Raw genomic sequence first — 18755 nt, 5'->3', positions numbered from 1 at the left:
CCTCAGAGACTGACGCTGACCTGAGACTTCGCCAGGACCTTGGTGCCTTCCAGGGTCACCGTCAGGTCGATGCGCACCGTGGAGGCCTCCTCATCGACGGCGCCGACCGTTCCGCTGACCATCAGGGTCGCAGTCGGGGCGTCCGGGGGGCCGGACTCTGCGTCGGGCACCGGCACCGGCTTGGTGAAGCGTGCCTGGTAGTCGCCCACTCGGCCGGGATCCCCAGCCCATTCGGTGACCAGGTCCACCGCCAGGCCCATGGTCAGCATGCCGTGGGCGATGACGCCGTCGAGGCCCACCTCACGGGCGAAGCGTGCGTTCCAGTGGATGGGGTTGTGGTCCCCTGAGGCGGCGGCGTAGCGGATCAGGTCCGCCCGGGAGAGGCTGATCTCCCGGCTGCCGATCTCCTGGCCCTTCTCCAGGGCGCTGATCTGCGGTGCAGTGGTCTCGTCGGGGCTCATGCGCTCTCCTCCTCGGCACGCACCAGCAGCGAGGACATCACGGTGCTGCGCGCTTCGCCCTCCGCGGTGGTGATCTCGACCTTGGTGGTGACCATCGCTCCGGCGCCCATGACGCGGATGCGGTCCAGGGTGACCTGGGCGTGCAGGGTGTCGCCGGCCAGGATGGGGCTGTGGTGGGTGAACCGTTCGTCGGCGTGCACCACCCGGGAGAAGTCGATGCCGACCTCGTCATCGGCGACGACGGCCGCCTCGGCACGCTGCGCGACCACGACGGCGAAGGTCGGTGGGGCGACCAGATCGCGGTGCCCCCGAGCGACGGCGGCGTCGACGTCATGGTGGGCCGGGTGGTCGGCCTTCACCGCGACGGCGAACTCCCGCACCGCCTCCCGACTGACCTGGTACGGCGCGGCCGGCGGGTAGACCCGCCCTTCCGCTGCGGTGTTGATGCTCACGCTCAGCGCCCTCTCTTCTTCGTCGACTCGTCGGCCCGGGACCGGATGATCTGCATGGCCTGCCGCTTGCGCAGCAGGATGGAGACCAGATGGCTGATGATGCCCACCCCGATCAGCCCCAGTCCGATCGTCCGCACGGTGGTCTCGTTCTCCGGACCCACGGCGACGGCGGCCAGCACCACGACGACCACGCCGAGGAAGGTGGCGGACATCCCCAGCAGCAGAGTGCGGCGGTAGGCGGGCGTCCCGTGGGTCCACGGGTCCATCGGCGGTGTGCTCATCGCTGCAATCCTACCGGCCGCGGTACCGGTCCAGGATGATCTCCACCAGCTCCGGTGGGGAGGCCGGCGGCTGCTCGAGGTCCTCAGGGGCCGGCAGCAGCGGCGCCGTGGTGCGATCTGCGGCGGCCTTCTCCAGCAGGTTCTGGAAGTAGCCGGGAGCCAGCAGGTAGCTGACGACGACGACACGCCCCGGACCTGTGGCGGCCTCCTTCGCCTCGGCGACGGCCTCGGCCACGGTGGGCTTCGCGGCGGCGAGGAAGCCGACCGTCACCTCCGCACCGAGGCGGGCGGCCAGACGGCGGCCCATCTCGTGACAGTCCTCCACGGCGGAGGCGTCAGAGGAGCCGGCCACTCCCAGGATGATCGTGTCCGTGCGCGGATCCGCGTCAACCTCCTCCAGACGCCGGAGCAGCACGTCCACGAGCCGGTCGTCCGGCCCGAGCGCGCCGGCGATGGTGACCTCGCGGCCGACGTCGGCGGTCTCCTTCCTCAGGTCCACGTTGACGTGGTAGCCGGCGGAGAGCAGCACGGGCACGACCACCGCCGGCAGAGCCTCCGGAAGCTCCGACAGAGTGGCGGGGACGTCCGGGTCTTGGACGTCCACATGTCCCAGGCGCACCTCGGCGTCGAGGTTCCGGACGTGCACGGTCGCGGCGACGTCGTCGACGAGCCGGCGCACCACAGCCTGACCCGCCGGATCGGAGGTGCCGTGCGAGATCGCGGCCAGAGCGGGGACGGACGGCGTCTCCGGAGAGGCGTCGCGCGGGGACGGGGCGCTCATAGGGGTCCTTCCGGGTGGGTGGGGCGGCTGGGTCGGCGGATCGGCTCTGCTTCCAGCCTAGGACGGATGTGTGACACCTCCGTGAATACGACGTCTCGCAGAGTCACGGCCCGGGTGAGGAGTACACCACCACCGACTCGGCACCGATCCTGCGGCGGCCGACACCGTCGTCCCCGTCCGCCGGCTCCTCCTCCGCCGGCTCCTCCTCCGACGCCGCGGCCTGCTCAGTCTCGCCTCCGGAGTCGAACTCGAGGTGCCACGGCCGGTCGCCAGGCAGCTGGACCTCCACCTGCTCACCGAGGTTGAGGATGACGGCGACCGACCCGACCAGTGTTTCCCCGATCGGATCGTCGGCGGCCCCGGCGAGGACAGCGACGAGGGTGCGCAGCTGCGGATCCTGCCAGTCCTCCTCGGTGGCCGGCTGGCCGTCGGCACGCAGCCAGACCACGTCGGGGTCTCCGGAGGACCGCTGTCCGCCGTGCAGGAAGGTCCGCTGGCGCAGCACCGGCAGACGTCGTCGCACCTCGACGAGGCGACGGACGACGTCGAGCAGCCCCGTCTCCGGGGAGGTCCAGTCGACCCAACCGATCTCGTTGTCCTGCGCATAGGCGTTGTTGTTGCCGCCCTGGCTGTTGCCGATCTCATCGCCGGCCAGCAGCATCGGCACCCCCTGCGAGACGAGCAGAGTCGCGAGCATCGCCCGCATCCGCCGCGAGCGCGCCGCCCGCACGACGGGGTCATCGGTCGGACCTTCCACCCCGAAGTTGTCGGAGTGGTTCTCGCTGTGCCCGTCCCGTCCGTCCTCCAGGTTCGCCTCGTTGTGCCGTTCGGTGTAGGAGACGACGTCAGCGAGGGTGAAGCCGTCGTGGGCGGTGAGGAAGTTGATCGAGGCGGTGGGTGTGCGCCGCGAGTGATCGAAGGTGTCCGCGGAGCCGAGCAGCCGCGCCCCGAGGGCGCGCACCGCGTCCTGGTCGCCGCGCCAGGCCCGGCGCACGTCATCGCGGAAGCCGTCGTTCCATTCGGACCAGGGATGCGGATACCCTCCCCGCTGGTAGCCGGCGGGGCCGAGATCCCACGGTTCCGCGATGACCATGACCTCGGCGAGCACCGGGTCCTGCCGCACCGCCTGGAAGAAGGTGCCTGCCGGGTCGAAGCCGTGCGGGGTGCGCGCGACCGCGGTCGCGAGGTCGAAGCGGAATCCGTCGATCCCGTACCGGGTCACCCAGTGGCGCATGCTGTCCAGGACCAGACGCAGCACCATGGGATGCTCGGTGGCCACGGTGTTCCCGGTCCCGGTGTCGTTGATGTGCGCACCCTCGTGCAGCCGGTAGTAGGCAGAGGTGCCGAGCCCGCGCAGGCTGAGCGTCGGACCGCCGTCGCCGCCCTCGCCGGTGTGGTTGTAGACGACGTCGAGGAACACGGCGATGCCGGCCTCGTGCAGGGTGTGCACCAGGGAGCGCATCTCAGCGTCGGCGTCGCGGAGCGCATAGCGGGGCTCGGGGGCGTGCCAGGCGATCGGCTGGTAGCCCCAATAGTTGGTCAGCCCGCGCTCCACGAGGTACTCGTCGTCCAGGAACGCCTGCACCGGCAGCAGCTCCACGGCGGTCACGCCCAGCGAGGTCAGGTGGTCGATGATCGCCGGGTGGGCGAAGCCCGGGTAGGTGCCGCGCAGCTCCTCGGGGACCTCCGGGTGGGTGGCGGTGAGACCTTTGAGGTGCGCCTCATAGATGACGAGGTCGGCGACGTCGTGCCGGGGCCGGTTCGCCGCCGGGTCAGGCCCGTCGGCATCAGCACCGCCGACATCAGCACCGCCGACATCAGCGAGAACGATGCCCTTGGGCATCACGGAGGCGCTGTCCTCCTCCGCGCCGCTGGACATGTGCGGGTGCCAGCGCACCGGCGCATCGAGGGCCCGCGCATAGGGATCAATGAGCAGCTTGCGCCCATCGAAGGACAGCCCCTGTGCCGGAACGTGCGGCCCCTCGGCGCGCAGCCCGTAGCGGGTTCCCTCGGTCACCCCACAGATGTGGGCGTGTCGGACGCCGCCGTCGTCGTAGGGCAGCAGGATCCTCTCCTCCTGCTCACCGTCGAAGAGGCAGAGCCAGACGTGCGTGGCCTCGGGGGCCCAGACCGCGACGTTCGCACCGTCGGAGGACAGGGTGACACCCAGCGGCCAGGGGCGGCCGGGTGAGATGCGGTCGGTCACCGCACCAGCTCCGTGAACAGGTCGGCGTACTGCCCGGCCGCGGTGGACCAGTCGACCGGCGTGGTCATCGCCCGGTCGCGCACCGCTCGCCACGCGGCCTGATCCGCGTAGAGGCGTCCGGCCCGGTCCAGGGCGTCGTCGAGTCCGGCGGCGCTGATGTCGGTGAAGGTCAGACCCGTGGCGGTCCCGGCGGCCAGGTTCTCCACTGTGGCGTCCACGACAGTGTCGCGCAGCCCGCCGGTGGCGGTCACCACCGGCAGCGCTCCGTAGCGCAGACCGTAAAGCTGAGTGAGGCCGCACGGTTCGAAGCGCGACGGTACCAGCACCAGGTCGCCGCCGGCGTACATCCGGTGGCTGAGCGGCTCGTCGTAGCCGATGTGCACCCCGACGGCGTCGGGACGCCGCGCGGCCAGCTGGAGCAGCTCCTGTTCGTATCCGGGGTCCCCGGAACCGAGCACCACCACCGCGCCTCCCGCGTCGAGGAAGGTGGGCAGCGTCTCGAGCAGCAGGTCCACGCCCTTCTGATGGGTCAGTCGGGTCACGACGACGGCGAGCGGCCCGGACGGTTCGGCGAGCCCGAACTCCTCCAGCAGCACCGTGCGGTTCTCCACCTTCGGCCCGGGCGCGGCGGCCGAGTAGGAGATCGTGTGCGGGTCCTGCTCAGGGTCCCAGTACGCCGTGTCGATGCCGTTGACGATGCCGTGCATCTCCCCGCGATCTCGGCGCATCGCGACCACACCCTCCAGCCCGAAGCCGAAGGCGGGCGTGGTGAGCTCCTCCGCGTAGGTGCGGCTGACGGTGGTGACCCGGGAGGCGTGCATCATGCCAGCCTTCAGCGTGCTGAGCGCCCCGTGGTACTCGAGCCCGTCCGGGTGGAAGTCCCACGTCGGCAGCCTCAGCCGGTCGAGCTGGTCGGCACCGGCGATCCCTTGGAAGGCGATGTTGTGGATCGTCATCACCGTCGGCACCGGAGAGCCGGCGTACTTCAGGTACGACGGCGCCAACCCGGCCTGCCAGTCGTGGGCGTGGACCAGGTCCGGAGCCCACCGGTCGCTGGTGCCCTCCAGGGCGATGCGGGCCGCGGCCCAGCTCAGGGCGGCGAAGCGCACCGGGTTGTCAGGGTGGTCCCAGCCGTCGACCATGTACGGTCCGCCCGGCCGGTCGAACAGATGGGGGGCGTCCAGCAGCAGGACGTCGAGCCCGTCCACTGTGCCCGCCCGCACATGGGCGGGGCCACCGAACAGGTCGTCGTCCTGCCAGACACTGCGGGCACCGGTGACCTGGTCCCGCACTGCGGGATAGGCCGGCAGCAGCACCCGGGAGGCCCAGCCGTGCAGCTCGAGGGCCGCCGGAAGCGCCCCCACCACGTCGGCGAGGCCGCCGGTCTTGATCAGGGGCGCACACTCCGAAGCTACGGAGAGGACACGACGACGCGCGGCAGGCATGGGACGTCCTTTCTGAGGAGGGGCACCAGCCTACTCCAGCGCGGCGGCACGGCGGTCGATCATATCCTGAGTGATCAGCGTGATGCCTTTCGCCGTGTGGCGGAACCACTGGGCATCCTCCTCCGGATCCTCCCCGACCACGAGGCCGTCAGGGACCCGCACCCGGCTGTCGATGACGCAGCGGCTGAGCTGCGCGTGTCGGCCGACCTCCACGTACGGCAGTGCGACCACATGGTCGAGCGCCGAGAACGAGTGCACCCGGTTTCCGGTGAACAGCAGCGAGTTGTGCACGTCGGATCCGCTGATGATGGTGTCCCCTGAGATGAGCGACTGGATCCCCTGCCCTCGGCGGCCCTCCTCATCGTGGATGAACTTCGCGGGCGGGGTCTGCTCGGCGTAGGTCCAGATCGGCCATTCATGGTCGTAGAGGTCCAGCGGCGGCACGAACTCCGTGAGATCGATGTTGGCCTGCCAGAAGGAGTCGATGGTGCCGACGTCCCGCCAGTAGGGACGGGTCTCCAGACCGCTCATCACGCAGGACTCGCTGAAGCGGTGGGCGTATGCGGAGCCGCGCTGCACCAGCTGCGGGATGACGTCGTGGCCGAAGTCGTGGCTCGACTCCGGGTCGTGCTGATCCTCGATCAGCAGCTGGCGCAGGAACTTCCAGTTGAAGACGTAGATACCCATCGAGGCGAGTGCCACCTCGGGGTCGGCAGGGGTTCCGGGAGGGTCGGCCGGCTTCTCCAGGAAGTCGATGATGCGATCCTGATCGTCGATGTGCATCACCCCGAAGGCGCTCGCCTCTTCGCGCGGCACCGTCAGGCAGCCGACGGTGACCTCGGCCCCGGTCTCGACGTGCTGGCGCAGCATCACCTCGTAGTCCATCTTGTAGACGTGGTCCCCGGCGAGCACGATCACGTACTCGATGTGGTAGTCGTCGACGATGTCGATGTTCTGGGTGACGGCGTCGGCCGTGCCCAGGTACCACTTGTTCTCTGCGACGCGCTGACTGGCCGGGAGGATGTCCAGGTACTCGTTGCGTTCGGCGCGGAAGAAGCTCCAGCCGCGCTGCATGTGACGGATCAGCGAGTGCGCCTTGTACTGGGTGGCGATCGCCATCTTGCGGATGCCCGAGTTCAGCGCGTTCGAGAGGGGGAAGTCGATGATGCGGGTCTTGCCGCCGAAATGCACTGCCGGTTTGGCCCGCCTGGCCGTGAGCTCCTCGAGGCGACTGCCTCGGCCGCCCGCGAGCACGAAGGCCATGGCCTGGTTGGTCAGTCGGGCGTGGGCGCCCGGCTCGGTCGAGGTGTTCATGACTGTTCCTCCACGAAGTAGATGGCCGACAGAGGGGGCAGTGTGAGGAGGGCCGACTGGCTCTCGTTCGCACTGGGCACGGGTTCCGTCTCCACCGCGCCGCCGTGGCCCCGATCGCCGCCGGCGTAGGCGGAGGAATCGGTGTTGAGCGCTTCGTGCCACCGGCCGGCGACCGGGAAGCCGACGCGGTACCCCACGCGTTCGACGGGCGCCAGATTCAGCACGACGACGACATGCGGATCCTCCGTGTCGCCCCGCCGGGTCCAGGCGAAGACCTGGTCATCGGCCGCGTCGACGAGCAGCCAGGAGAATCCGTGCCCGTCGGCGTCATGGCGGTGGAGCGCCGGCTGCTCCCGGTAGAGCCGGTTCAGGTCCCGGACCAGGGACTGCACCCCGGCGTGACCGGGGTCGTGGAGGGTCGCCCAGTCGAGCTGTCCCTCATGGCTCCATTCGGCCGTCTGACCGAACTCCTGCCCCATGAAGAGCAGCTTCTTGCCCGGATGCCCCCACATGTAGCCGTAGAACGCCTTCAGCCCGCCGAGTTTGTCGGCGTGCGATCCCGGCATCCGCTGGTACAGGGAGCCTTTGCCGTGGACCACCTCGTCATGACTGATCGGCAGCACGAAGTTCTCGCTGAACGCGTAGGAGAGGCCGAAGGTGAGGTCATGGTGGTGGTACCGACGGTGGATCGGGTCCCGGCTGAAGTACGTCAGCGAGTCGTTCATCCAGCCGAGGTTCCACTTGTAGCCGAACCCCAGGCCGTCATGGTCGACCCGACGGGTCACCCCGGGGAACGAGGTGGACTCCTCGGCGGTCATCGCGACCCCCTCGTGGGTGCCGTAGGCCGCCACGTTGGTCGCCCGGAGGAACTCGATGGCCTCGTAGTTCTCCCGGCCTCCGTCGCGGTTCGGGACCCACTCCCCCTCCTGGCGCGAATAGTCCCTGTAGAGCATCGAGGCGACGGCGTCGACTCGCAGCCCGTCGAGGTGATACTGGTCGATCCAGTACAGGGCGTTCGCCACCAGGTAGCCGCGCACCTCGGGGCGTCCGTAGTTGTAGATGAGCGTCTTCCAGTCGGGGTGGAAGCCCTGGCGCGGATCGAGATGCTCGTAGAGCGCCGTGCCGTCGAAGCGGCCCAGGCCATGCTCGTCGGTGGGGAAATGCCCGGGGACCCAGTCGGCGATGACCCCGAGGCCCTTCGCGTGCGCCGCGTCGACGAAGGCGGCGAACTCACCGGGGGTGCCGTGCCGGACCGTCGGGGCGTACATGCCGACCGGCTGATACCCCCAGGATCCTTCGAAGGGATGCTCGCTGACGGGCATCACCTCGATGTGGGTGAAGCCCAGGTCTGCGACGTAGTCGACCAGCTCCGTGGCGAGCTCCAGATAGGACAGCGGGCGTCCGCCGTCCACGCGGCGCCAGGACCCCAGATGCACTTCGTAGACGCTGATCGGGCTGTCCACCGCGTTCGCCTCGGCCCGGCGGGCGAGCCACTCCGCGTCCTGCCACTGGTGCGTGTCGAGACGACGCACCACCGACCCTGTGGCCGGGGGGTGTTCGCTGCCGAAGCCGACCGGATCGGCCTTCTGCGGCAAGTGGTGGCCGTCGCGGTCGTGCAGGTCGTACTTGTAAACGGCGCCCTCGGAGACGCCGGGGACGAAGGTCTCCCAGATCCCGGTGGAGCCGACCGGACGCATAGGATGCTCGTCCGGGTTCCAGACGTTGAAGTCCCCGACAACCGCCACACGCGAAGCGTTGGGCGCCCACACGGCGAAATGCACGCCGTCGACGCCTTCATGCGTCATCAGGTGCGCGCCGAGCACCTCCCACAGCCGGTGATGGGTCCCCTCCGCGAAGAGGTGTTCGTCCAGCGCGCCGAGCACAGGACCGAAGCGGTGCGGATCCGTCTGAGATGCCATCGCCGGGACCTTTCATCAGGAAGGAGGACGCTCATGGCGCCGAGGGAATGCCCCAGATCTCCTTCATGTACTGAGCGATGGCACGGTCCGAGCTGAAGCAGCCGACCCGAGCCATGTTCTCCACCGCCATTCGTTGCCACTGCCGCGGATCGCGGTACGTCTTGTCTACCAGTTCCTGGGCCGAAATGTAAGCATCGAAATCAGAGGCGACGAGGAACCAGTCACTGGTCCACAGGTGGTCGACGAGACCTCTGTAGCGCGCTGGTTCCTCGGGGCTGAAGGTGCCTTCAGCCACAGCCTGCAGCACATCCTGCAGCGGCTGGCTCCGCTCGATCGCGGCGCGGGCATGGTCCGGCTGCTCACGCCGGGCGGTGACCTCATCGGCGGTGAGGCCGAAGAGGAAGAAGTTCTCAGCGCCGACCTGTTCTCGGATCTCGACGTTCGCCCCGTCCAGGGTGCCGATCGTCAGCGCCCCGTTCAGGGCGAACTTCATGTTGCCGGTGCCGGAGGCCTCCATGCCCGCCGTGGAGATCTGCTCGGAGAGATCCGCCGCCGGGATGAGCTTCTCCGCCATCGTCACGTTGTAGTTCGGCGGGTAGACCACGCGCAGCTTCTCCCGGGTCTCGGGGTCACCGTTGATGACCCGCCCGACATCGTTGATCAGCCGGATGATGTCCTTGGCCGCCGCGTAGCTGGGTGCTGCCTTGCCGCCGAAGATCTTGACCCGGGGAACCCAGTCGGCCGTCGGGTCGGCTTTGATCCGCTGCCAGCGCGAGACGGTCCAGAGGATGTTCAGCAGCTGCCGCTTGTACTCGTGGAGGCGTTTGATCTGCACGTCGATGAGCGAGTCGAGGGGCAGATCGATGCCGTGCTCGGCGGCGAGCCAGGACCCCAGACGCTGCTTCGCCTCGTGTTTGGCACGACCGAAGGCTGCGAGGAAGTCGGCGTCGTCGGCGTGGGCCTCGAGCTCGCGCAGCCGTTCCAGATCAGCCTCCCAGCCGGCACCGATCGTGTCCGTGATGAGGCCTGCGAGGGCCGGATTGGCGAGCTTGAGCCAGCGTCGCGGGGTGATGCCGTTGGTGACGTTGAGGATTCGCCCCGGAGTGAGCGCCTCGAGGTGTGGGAAGAGGTTCCGGCGGACGAGGTCGGTGTGCAGGGCGGAGACGCCGTTGACCCGATGGCTGGTCACGAAGGCGAGCTCACCCATCTTCACGTGGCCGTGCTCGATGAGGTGCACCCCCTCTGCCGCCTGCCCGTGGACCTCGTGGACGCGTCGGTCGAGCCGTTCGATGATCTGCAGGTGGCGCGGGAGCAGGTGACGCATCAGGTCCACCGGCCACATCTCCAGCGCCTCGGGCAGCAGGGTGTGGTTCGTGTACCCCAGCACCCGAGTGGCCAGGTCGACGGCGACGTCGAAGGCGAAGCCGTGGTGGTCGACGAGCAGACGGATCAGCTCAGGGCCAGCGATCGCGGGGTGGGTGTCGTTCATCTGGATGGCGGCATGCTCCGGCAGGCGCCGCAGGTCGTCCTGGGTGTCGAGGAAGCGTCGCAGCACGTCCTGCACGGAAGCGGAGGTGAGGAAGTACTCCTGCGACAGACGCAGCTGTCGGCCGAGATCGGTGGTGTCGGTCGGGTAGAGCACCCGGCTCAGCGTGCGCGCCCACGTCTCGGTCTCGGCGGCGCCGATGAAGTCTCCGGCGGTGAACCGGTCAAGGTCCAGCAGGTCCGCGCTGGGCAGCGCCGACCACAGGCGCAGCGTGTTGGCCCAGCCGGCGCCATAGCCGACCACCGGAGTGTCGTGGGCGGCGGCGACGATCCGGGTCTCCGGCCGCCAGGCCGCCCCGCCGTCGTCGTCGGTGGCCTCTCCTCCGAAGCTCACCTGATAGGCCTTCTCCGGGCGGGAGAAGCTGAACGGGTCCCCGGTCGAGAGCCACTCGTCGGGGCGCTCGATCTGCCGACCGTCTTCGAAATGCTGCCGGAAGAGCCCGCGCTCGTAGCGCAGACCGTAGCCGTAGGCCGGGCACCCGAGAGTGGACATCGACTCCAGGTAGCAGGCGGCCAGGCGCCCCAGGCCCCCGTTGCCGAGCGCAGGGTCGGGTTCGCCGTCGACGACGTCGGCGAAGCTGACCCCCAGCTCGTCGAACGCGGCGGCCACGGCCTCGCGCAGCCGCAGGTTGATGGCGGCGTCCTCGAGAAGCCGGCCCGGCAGGAACTCCATGGACAGATAGCTGACGCTCTTGAGCCGCTCATCGCGGGTCCGCCGGGCGGCCTCGAGCCACGGATCCGTCGCCTTCTCACGCAGCACATGCGACAGCGCCACGCGCCAGTCGTGCAGACCCGCACAGGCTGGTTCGACCCCCGCGGAATACCGCAGATGATGCAGGAGGGCGGCGCGAAGCTCGGTGGGTGTCGACATGAGCCACAGCATAGCCCGGGATGGAGCCTCGGCTCGGACGCCGTTCCGAAAGACGAGAAGCCCCGAGTCCATGGACCCGGGGCTTCTGGTGCGGTAGCGGTGGCGGGGCTCGATCCCGCGACCTCACGATTATGAGTCGTGCGCTCTAACCAGCTGAGCTACACCGCCACGAATGAGAAAGCCCGCGCCGCGCCGGAAGCGCCGCGCGGGCTCTCATTCAGAGCCCCAAGCGGGAATCGATCCCGCGACCTCAGTCTTACCAAGACTGCGCTCTACCACTGAGCTATTGGGGCAACGGCATGAAACTCTACCACCAGGTCTGCCAGCGGCAAAAATCCGGCAGAGTGACCTCCGTCATAGGATCGGCAGGTACGCCGACCCGCGTATCAGCGCCAGCGCGGCTTGCGCTGACGGTCCGTCTTGTCGCCGCCGGAGCCGCCCTTGCGGTGACCGCCGCGCGGACCGCGGTCACTCCGCTCACCCCGGTCTCCGCCGCGCCCACCGGCGCCGCTGTCCTTCTCCAGTCGAATCAGCTCGCCGCCGATCCGGGTCTTGGCCAGAGCCTCCCACTGGTCGCTGGAGAGGTGCTCCGGCAGCTCCACCAGTGCGTGGGTGTTGCGGATGTCGATCCCACCGATCTTCTTGGCCGGGACGCCGGCCTCGTTGGCGATGGCGCCGACGATGTGACCGGGGGCGACGCCGTCGCGACGACCCAGGGCGATCTTGTACATGGCGTTGCCCGGCGCGGCGACCCGCGGCGCCCGGGGGCCCCGGTCACCACGGTCGGCGCGCGGACCCCGCTCCGGGCGGTCACCGTCGTTGTCCCGACCGGCGCGCTCCGCCTCGCGGACCAGCTCGTCAGAGCCCTTCTCATCCAGCAGCAGGGGCCGTCCGTCATGGACCATCGCCACCAGGGCGGCGGCGACGTCCTCGGCCGGGGTGTTCTGCTCGGCCACATAGGAGGCCACCAGGCCTCGGTACTCCTCCAGGTCCTCGGAGGCCAGGGTCTGGGTGATCTTCTCGGAGAACCGCTGCAGGCGGGAGGCGTTGACGTCGGCCACGGTGGGCATGGACATCGGCTCCACCTTCTGACGGGTGGCCTTCTCGATGGCGCGCAGCAGGCGGCGCTCCCGCGGCGTCACGAACAGCACGGCCTCGCCGGAGCGACCGGCGCGGCCGGTGCGGCCGATCCGGTGCACGTAGGACTCGGTGTCCAGCGGGATGTCGTAGTTGAACACGTGGCTGATCCGCTCGACGTCGAGCCCGCGGGCCGCGACGTCGGTGGCGACCAGCACGTCCACCCGCCCGTTGCGCAGATTGTCCACCGTGGTCTCACGGAGCTTCTGCGGAATGTCGCCGTTGATGGCGGTCGCCCGGAATCCCCGGGCGCTCAGCCGATTGGCGACCTCCTCGGTGGCCGACCGGGTGCGCACGAAGACGATGGCGGCGTCGTGCGCCTCGGTCTCCATGATGCGGGTCAGCGCCTCCAGCTTGGAGGAGTGGCGGACCTGCACGTAACGCTGGCGGATGGTCGACGACGTCGAGGTGGTCGACTTGACCGAGACCTCCACCGGGTCGTTGAGGTAGTCCGCAGAGATCCGGCGGATGGCCCGCGGCATGGTGGCCGAGAACAGCGCGGTCTGCTTGTCCGCAGGGGTCTGCTCCAGGATCTGGTCGACCTCCTCGGCGAAGCCCATGCGCAGCATCTCGTCAGCCTCGTCGAGCACCAGGTGCTGGATCTCGGAGAGGTCCAGCGACCCACGGGAGAGGTGGTCGATCACACGACCCGGAGTGCCCACCACGACGTTGGCCCCACGGCGCAGGCCGGAGAGCTGCGGGCCGTAGGGCGCCCCGCCGTAGATGGGAAGCACCGTCAGGCCGTCGATGTCGGCGGCGTAGGTGGAGAAGGCTTCCGCCACCTGCAGGGCCAGCTCACGGGTGGGGGCGAGCACCAGCGTCTGCGGGGCGGCGCCCACCCCGCCGGCGTCGGCGGCACGGGCCATGTGGGTCAGCGCCGGCAGCGCGAACGCCGCGGTCTTGCCCGTGCCGGTCTGGGCGAGGCCCACGACGTCGCGACCGTCGTTCAGCAACGGGATGGTCTGCGCCTGGATGGGCGAGGGGGTCTCGTAGCCCAGCCGCTCGGTGACGGCCAGGACACGAGGGTCCAGGCCGAGGTCCACGAAACGGGGGCCTTCCGGCTTCTCGGACTCCTGCTTCGGGGACTCCTGTTCGGCCTGCGGCCGCTCCGGCTGCGGAGCGTTCTCCGGGATCTCGTTCTTCTCTGCGCTCTCGACGGCCTCGGCGGCGTCCGGCGTCTCAACGGTGGGGGTGCTCATGGGTTGAGGCTCCTTCGTGACGATGGGCGGCCTCGAGTCCCCGTTCGGCGTCCTCTGCACACGGGCGTCGACCACCTCTGCTCGACAGTCATGTCAAGGGCAGGGCAGGGTGCACATGCTCTGATGGGACGGAATGGGACGGGGACTCTGCGGCCACTGGTGGGCTCCGGAGTCGACCCGTGAAAACACACACGAACCTCGACAGCCTCTCGGGCGCCGAACGGATCGGCGCGCACCGATGATCAGTGCAGAGATGCTGGAGTAGCAAGAGAAGACGGGATCTTCCGGAGAATGCTCTTCAAGTGTAGGGGACGCCGTCGCGTTTTCCCCAATCAGGAGACCAACGTCACGCGGGTGCCCGCCCCCGGCCGCCGAGGTGGTCCGAAGCCCACCTCCCGGTTGAGCTGGTGCGCTTCGGCCGGAATGAGCCGACTCTCGGGCCTTTTCGGGCGGAAACGCACCAGCTCAACGCGAGAACGGGACCGGAACTAGTCCTGTGGGCGGGCCGCCGTCGGACCCTTGGCCAGGGCGATCTCCCGGATCGTGCGCTCCGGGGCCTCCGCCGCGGAGATGACCTCCACCGGGGCACCGGCACGGACCTCTCCGGGGGTGACCACGCGGAAGTAGGTGCCGGGGCGTCCGGCCTGCAGGAACCGTTTCACCCAGCCGGGCTCGCCCATCCAGCGCCCGAAGGTCGCACACGGGATCCGCGGGCGGGTGACCTCGAGGACCAGCCGGTCCCCCACCAGCCAGCGCTCACCCGGGTAGGCGCCGTCGACGTCGAACTCCTCCCCCGCGGACCCGGAGATCCGCAGGTTCTCCCCGAAGCTGCCGGGTGGGATGTCGTGGCCCAGCTGCTCGGACCACCAGAGGGCGTCCTCGGCCGCATAGGCGTAGACGGCCTTCTCCTCGCCGCCGTGGTGCTTCCGGTCCGCCTGCACGTCTCCGTGCAGGCCGAAGGCGCGCACCATGACGGGCCCGCTGACCGGACGCTTGTCGATGCCGGTGACCCCGACAGGGCCGGGGTCGTCCCGAACCAGCTGGTCCACCACGCAGACGGCGTCCACCGTGCCCCGCAGGCCCAGGCGCTGCGTGGCGGCGGCCAGACAGGTCGGAGAGGAAACGTGGTCGAGACTCATGGACGACAGTGCAGGGACCCGGAACGTGTCGGCTCAGAGTCCGGCGAGCGCGGCGTCCAGGTCGTCGATCAGGTCGGCCACGTCCTCGATGCCCACCGAGAGACGCAGCAGGTTCTCCGGCACGGCCAGCTCGGTGCCGCGCACCGAGGCGTGGGTCATCTCATGCGGGTAATTCATCAGGGACTCGATGCCGCCCAGAGACTCGGCGAGCACGAACAGCCGGGTAGCCTCGGCGACCTTCCGGGCCGCGGGCTCCCCGCCGGCCAGCTGGAAGGAGACCATGCCTCCGTAGCCGCTCATCTGCCTCGTCGCCAGCTCGTGGCCCGGGTGGTCCGGCAGACCCGGGTAGAGCACCCGCTCCACACCGGGGTGGCCCACCAGGTGCTCCGCCACGGCCTGGGCGTTGCTGCAGTGCCGGTCCATCCGGACCCCGAGGGTCTTCAGCCCCCGGGTGGTCAGGTAGGCGTCCAGCGGTCCGGAGACCGCGCCGACGGCGAACTGCTGGAAGGCGACCTTCTCGGCCAGGTCTGCGGCGGCGGCGTCGGAGCCCAGCACCACGGCCCCGCCGACGACGTCGGAATGTCCACCGATGTACTTGGTGGTGGAGTGCACCACGATGTCCGCGCCGAGGGCCAGCGGCTGCTGCAGATACGGGGTGGCGAACGTGTTGTCCACCACCAGCAGGGCCCCGCGGGCATGGGCGATCTCAGCCAGCGCGGAGATGTCCACCACGGTCATCAGCGGATTGGAGGGGGTCTCCACCCACAGCACAGTGGCGTCATCGCCGTCGAGCTCAGCGGCGACGCGCCCATGGTCGGACAGGTCCAACGGAGTGTTCGCGATCCCCCACTCCCCATGGACCCGGTGGATCAGCCGGTAACTGCCGCCGTAGGCGTCATTGCCCATCACGATCCGGTGCCCCGGGCGCATCACGGCGCGGATGACGGCGTCCTCAGCGGCCAGCCCGGAGCCGAAGCTGAAGGCGTGCCCGCCGCCCTCGACGGCGGCGAGCTGGGTCTGCAGCGCGGTCCGGGTGGGGTTGCCGGCCCGGCCGTAGTCGTAACCGTTGCGCAGATTCCCGATGCCGTCGGGCGCGAAGGTGGTGGAGAAGTGGAGCGGCGGGACCACCGCGCCGAAGACCTCGTCGAGGTCCTGGCCGGCGTGGATCGCGTCGGTGGAGAAGCCGCGCCCGCGGGCGCCGGCGTCGTCGTGGTGGGTCATCGGTCCTCCTTAAGCACCGCTGAGGTGCGCCAACAGGTCATTGCGGGTGAGCACGCCGACGATGTCGCCGTTCTCGGCCACCAGCAGGGTCGGGTCCCGGCGCAGCTTGGCCAGGACCTGGTCGACGGTCTCGGTGATCCCGACCAGCGGCAGGTCCTCGCGCAGGTGGTTGGCCACCTGGTCGCGCGGGTCGGCGTGGCCGACGATCAGGTCCTCGGAGAGCCGCTCGACGTCGACGATGCCGTAGACCTCCCCGATGCGCGCCACCCGCCCGGGCTCGTCGATGACCGGGACGATGTCGATGCCGTAGCGGTTCATCACCGAGACGGCGTCGCGCAGGGTGGTGGTGCGCGGGATGGAGATCACCTCGGGAAGCGCGTCGCCGACGGTGTCACGCTTGGCGGTGAGCACATCGGCCGCCGTCGTCGAGGACGGGTCCTTCGCCCCGGTGCCAGGGGCCGGGGCGGCGTCGGCCCCGATCACGCCGTCGCGGACCGCGGTGCTGATCTCCTCCTGGCTGGCGACGCTGATCTCGGTGCCGGTGGAGGTGGACACGACCTCGCCGAAACCGTGGTCGATCATCCACTGGTCGTTGAAGATCTTGCCCAGGTAGCCACGGCCGGAGTCCGGCAGCACCGCGACGACGACGTCGTCAGGGCCCAGCTCGGCGGCGACCTTCAGCGCCGCGGCCACCGCGGTGCCGGAGGATCCGCCCACCAGCAGGCCCTCCTCGGTGGCGAGCCGCCGGGCCATGGCGAAGGACTCGGCGTCGGTGATCGCGTGCTTCTCATCCGGCACGGAGGCGTCGTAGTTCTCCACCCAGACGTCCTCGCCCACCCCTTCGACGAAGTAGGGGCGCCCTTCCCCTCCGGAGTAGATGGAGCCGTCGGGGTCGGCGACGACGACGCGCACCGGACCGGTCTCGCGCTCCCGGGAGACCTCTTTGAGGTACCGGCCGGTGCCGGTGACGGTGCCGCCGGTGCCGGCGCCGACCACCAGGTGAGTGACGCGGCCTTCGGTGTCCTCCCAGATCTCCGGGCCGGTGGTCTCGTAGTGGGAGGCCGGGGCGGCCGGGTTGGAGAACTGGTCCGGCTTGTAGCCGCCGTCGATCTCGGCGGCGATCTGATCAGAGATCCCGTAATAGGACAGCGGTGACTCGGCGGAGACACCGTTGGGGCCGACGACCACGTCGGCTCCGTAGGCTCGCAGCACGTCGCGCTTCTCCTGGGCGACCTTCGGCACAGTGATGAAGACGCTGCGGTAGCCCTTCTGCTGGGCCACCAGCGCCAGGCCGACCCCGGTGTTGCCGGAAGTCGGTTCGACGACGACGCCACCGGGGCTCAGCCGGCCGTCGGCCTCGGCCTCTTCGATCATCTTCAGGGCGATGCGGTCCTTGATGGACCCTCCGGGATTCAGGTACTCCAGCTTCACCAGGACGGTGGCGGAGATCCCCTCTGTGACGCGGTTGAGCCTCACCAGAGGCGTACCACCGATGAGGTCGACGACGGACTGGGCATATCTCATGGGCCCAGCCTACCGGCGCGGACCGACGCGGCTCTGGGCCCCTGCGCCTGGGGGACTCACGGCGCAACATGTCAGCCGGCTGTGCTTCCATGGACACGTGGCCCCTCGATCCTCGCGGTCCCGGCCGACGGCCCATCAGCCGGGCGCCGGCGCCCCCGACCGCGAACGCGTCGTCGACTTCGGGTCGCCCGTGGACCTGCCCCGTACGCTGGAGATCATCCAGCGCGGAGCCGGTGATCCGGCCTTCCGGGTGGATCCGGGCACCTGGCCCGGCGGGCCCGCCGGCACCCCGGGGGCCGGGGCATGGTCCTGCTTCCGGGTGCACTGCCCGCTGACCGCGGTGGAGCTCGGCCAGGTGCTGCTGCGGCTGGACCAGCTGGACGCCTCCCGGGTGCGCGCCCAGGTGTGGTGCGCCCCCGAGGAGGCCGCTGCCTCGAAGCCGACGGAACCCTCCGCACACGGCCCCTCCGAACACGGCCCCTCCGACCGCACCCTGGATCAGCGTGCCCTGGCTGAGCGTGCCCTGGCCCAGGTCCCAGCGCTGCTGGGGGCCGACGATGACGGCTGGGACGAGTTCGACCTTCTCCTGGAGGCCCTGGGCGATGACCGGTCCACGGCGCTGGCGCGGATCCGTCGGCGGCACCCCGGGGTGCGACTCCCCGCCAGCGGCCAGCTGCTGGACCAGCTGGTCACTGTGGTGCTGGAGCAGAAGGTCACCCACGATCAGGCCCGCTACGGATGGCGAGAGCTGCTGCGCCGGCACGGCGAGCGCCCGCCCGGCCCCGCGCCGGAGTGGATGCGGCTGCCGCTGACCGGCGAACAGCTGCGCAGGGTTCCGTCCTGGCGCTGGCATCAGATGTGGGTGCAGCCGCCGATGGCGGCCACGGTCGTGCGGGTGGCCGCACGCGCCTCCGCACTGCACCGGCTCGCGGCCACCCCGAACGATCCTGCCTCCGTGGCGGATCTGGCGGGCCGACTGACCGCGATCGACGGCCTCGGGGCGTGGACGGCGGCGGAGGTCCTGCAGCGTACGCACGGCGCCGCCGACCTGCTCGCGGTCGGTGATTATCATCTGCCCGCCCTGGTGGGCGAGGCGCTGACCGGAGCCAGGACCGACGACGGCGGCATGCTGCGACTCCTGCGCCCCTGGCGGGGACACCGCCAGAGGGTGGTGCGCCTGATCCGGCTGAGCGGATACCGGCACCAGGCGTTCGGCCCCCGGCTGAGGCCGGCGGACCACCGAGATCGGTGAGAACCCCG

At 69.9% G+C, this 18755-nt stretch carries 14 protein-coding genes and 2 tRNA genes; 1 reads left to right on the top strand and 15 read right to left on the bottom strand.

The features are described 5' to 3' along the window. Nucleotides 1-2 precede the first annotated feature (2 nt). From ACYVKI_RS09050 to ACYVKI_RS08980, 15 genes are all read right to left on the bottom strand, one after another. Nucleotides 3-461, bottom strand: a complete 459-nt coding sequence (locus ACYVKI_RS09050; RefSeq protein ID WP_460690024.1) for a MaoC family dehydratase — start codon at nucleotides 459-461, stop codon at nucleotides 3-5. Then, nucleotides 458-913, bottom strand: a complete 456-nt coding sequence (locus tag ACYVKI_RS09045; RefSeq protein ID WP_460690023.1) for an FAS1-like dehydratase domain-containing protein — start codon at nucleotides 911-913, stop codon at nucleotides 458-460. Before ACYVKI_RS09045 ends, ACYVKI_RS09050 begins: the two co-directional genes overlap by 4 nt. 2 nt (nucleotides 914-915) lie before the next feature. Then, nucleotides 916-1194 (bottom strand): hypothetical protein, encoded by a 279-nt coding sequence (locus ACYVKI_RS09040; RefSeq protein ID WP_460690022.1) that lies wholly within the window; start codon nucleotides 1192-1194, stop codon nucleotides 916-918. Between the two features lie 10 nt (nucleotides 1195-1204). Beyond that, nucleotides 1205-1975 (bottom strand): sirohydrochlorin chelatase, encoded by a 771-nt coding sequence (locus ACYVKI_RS09035; RefSeq protein ID WP_460690021.1) that lies wholly within the window; start codon nucleotides 1973-1975, stop codon nucleotides 1205-1207. A gap of 103 nt (nucleotides 1976-2078) precedes the next feature. Then, on the bottom strand, nucleotides 2079-4181 hold the full coding sequence (gene glgX, locus ACYVKI_RS09030) for a glycogen debranching protein GlgX (protein WP_460690020.1): 2103 nt from the start codon (nucleotides 4179-4181) through the stop codon (nucleotides 2079-2081). Continuing rightward, on the bottom strand, nucleotides 4178-5626 hold the full coding sequence (gene glgA, locus ACYVKI_RS09025) for a glycogen synthase GlgA (protein WP_460690019.1): 1449 nt from the start codon (nucleotides 5624-5626) through the stop codon (nucleotides 4178-4180). The genes glgX and glgA overlap by 4 nt, the downstream gene beginning before the upstream one ends. 30 nt (nucleotides 5627-5656) lie before the next feature. Next, the gene (gene glgC / locus ACYVKI_RS09020; protein ID WP_460690018.1) at nucleotides 5657-6940 is read right to left on the bottom strand and encodes a glucose-1-phosphate adenylyltransferase; all 1284 of its coding nucleotides are present in this window, start codon (nucleotides 6938-6940) and stop codon (nucleotides 5657-5659) included. Then, nucleotides 6937-8859 carry a 1,4-alpha-glucan branching protein GlgB gene (gene glgB / locus ACYVKI_RS09015; protein ID WP_460690017.1) on the bottom strand — a complete coding sequence of 641 codons (1923 nt, stop codon included), beginning with the start codon at nucleotides 8857-8859 and terminating at the stop codon, nucleotides 6937-6939. Before glgB ends, glgC begins: the two co-directional genes overlap by 4 nt. Nucleotides 8860-8890: 31 nt before the next feature. After that, the gene (locus ACYVKI_RS09010; protein ID WP_460690016.1) at nucleotides 8891-11275 is read right to left on the bottom strand and encodes a glycogen/starch/alpha-glucan phosphorylase; all 2385 of its coding nucleotides are present in this window, start codon (nucleotides 11273-11275) and stop codon (nucleotides 8891-8893) included. A 94-nt stretch (nucleotides 11276-11369) separates the two neighbouring features. Then, nucleotides 11370-11443, bottom strand: a tRNA-Met gene (locus ACYVKI_RS09005). Between the two features lie 53 nt (nucleotides 11444-11496). Then, nucleotides 11497-11568, bottom strand: a tRNA-Thr gene (locus ACYVKI_RS09000). A 93-nt stretch (nucleotides 11569-11661) separates the two neighbouring features. Next, nucleotides 11662-13611 (bottom strand): DEAD/DEAH box helicase, encoded by a 1950-nt coding sequence (locus tag ACYVKI_RS08995; protein WP_460690015.1) that lies wholly within the window; start codon nucleotides 13609-13611, stop codon nucleotides 11662-11664. A gap of 488 nt (nucleotides 13612-14099) precedes the next feature. After that, nucleotides 14100-14750: an MOSC domain-containing protein gene (locus ACYVKI_RS08990; RefSeq protein ID WP_460690014.1), complete on the bottom strand. Its 651-nt coding sequence runs from the start codon at nucleotides 14748-14750 to the stop codon at nucleotides 14100-14102. Nucleotides 14751-14783: 33 nt separating this feature from the next. Continuing rightward, nucleotides 14784-15971: a cystathionine gamma-synthase gene (locus ACYVKI_RS08985; protein WP_460690013.1), complete on the bottom strand. Its 1188-nt coding sequence runs from the start codon at nucleotides 15969-15971 to the stop codon at nucleotides 14784-14786. A 9-nt stretch (nucleotides 15972-15980) separates the two neighbouring features. Further along, nucleotides 15981-17495, bottom strand: a complete 1515-nt coding sequence (locus ACYVKI_RS08980; protein WP_460690012.1) for a pyridoxal-phosphate dependent enzyme — start codon at nucleotides 17493-17495, stop codon at nucleotides 15981-15983. Between the two features lie 97 nt (nucleotides 17496-17592). On the opposite strand from ACYVKI_RS08980, the gene ACYVKI_RS08975 reads away from it, so the two are divergent. Continuing rightward, entirely contained in the window at nucleotides 17593-18747 is a 1155-nt protein-coding gene (locus tag ACYVKI_RS08975) for a DNA-3-methyladenine glycosylase family protein (protein ID WP_460690011.1), read from the top strand. The last annotated feature ends 8 nt before the right edge of the window (nucleotides 18748-18755 follow it).

It is taken from the genome of Nesterenkonia suensis (assembly GCF_054782935.1).
This window is presented reverse-complemented; position numbering and strand designations above follow the sequence as displayed.

Coding starts and splice junctions, on each gene's coding strand:
- ACYVKI_RS09050 (WP_460690024.1), bottom strand. CDS start 461: ATGAGCCCCGACGAGACCACTGCACCGCAGATCAGCGCCCTGGAGAAG.
- ACYVKI_RS09040 (WP_460690022.1), bottom strand. CDS start 1,194: ATGAGCACACCGCCGATGGACCCGTGGACCCACGGGACGCCCGCCTAC.
- ACYVKI_RS09035 (WP_460690021.1), bottom strand. CDS start 1,975: ATGAGCGCCCCGTCCCCGCGCGACGCCTCTCCGGAGACGCCGTCCGTC.
- glgA (WP_460690019.1), bottom strand. CDS start 5,626: ATGCCTGCCGCGCGTCGTCGTGTCCTCTCCGTAGCTTCGGAGTGTGCG.
- glgC (WP_460690018.1), bottom strand. CDS start 6,940: ATGAACACCTCGACCGAGCCGGGCGCCCACGCCCGACTGACCAACCAG.
- glgB (WP_460690017.1), bottom strand. CDS start 8,859: ATGGCATCTCAGACGGATCCGCACCGCTTCGGTCCTGTGCTCGGCGCG.
- ACYVKI_RS09010 (WP_460690016.1), bottom strand. CDS start 11,275: ATGTCGACACCCACCGAGCTTCGCGCCGCCCTCCTGCATCATCTGCGG.
- ACYVKI_RS08995 (WP_460690015.1), bottom strand. CDS start 13,611: ATGAGCACCCCCACCGTTGAGACGCCGGACGCCGCCGAGGCCGTCGAG.
- ACYVKI_RS08990 (WP_460690014.1), bottom strand. CDS start 14,750: ATGAGTCTCGACCACGTTTCCTCTCCGACCTGTCTGGCCGCCGCCACG.
- ACYVKI_RS08985 (WP_460690013.1), bottom strand. CDS start 15,971: ATGACCCACCACGACGACGCCGGCGCCCGCGGGCGCGGCTTCTCCACC.
- ACYVKI_RS08980 (WP_460690012.1), bottom strand. CDS start 17,495: ATGAGATATGCCCAGTCCGTCGTCGACCTCATCGGTGGTACGCCTCTG.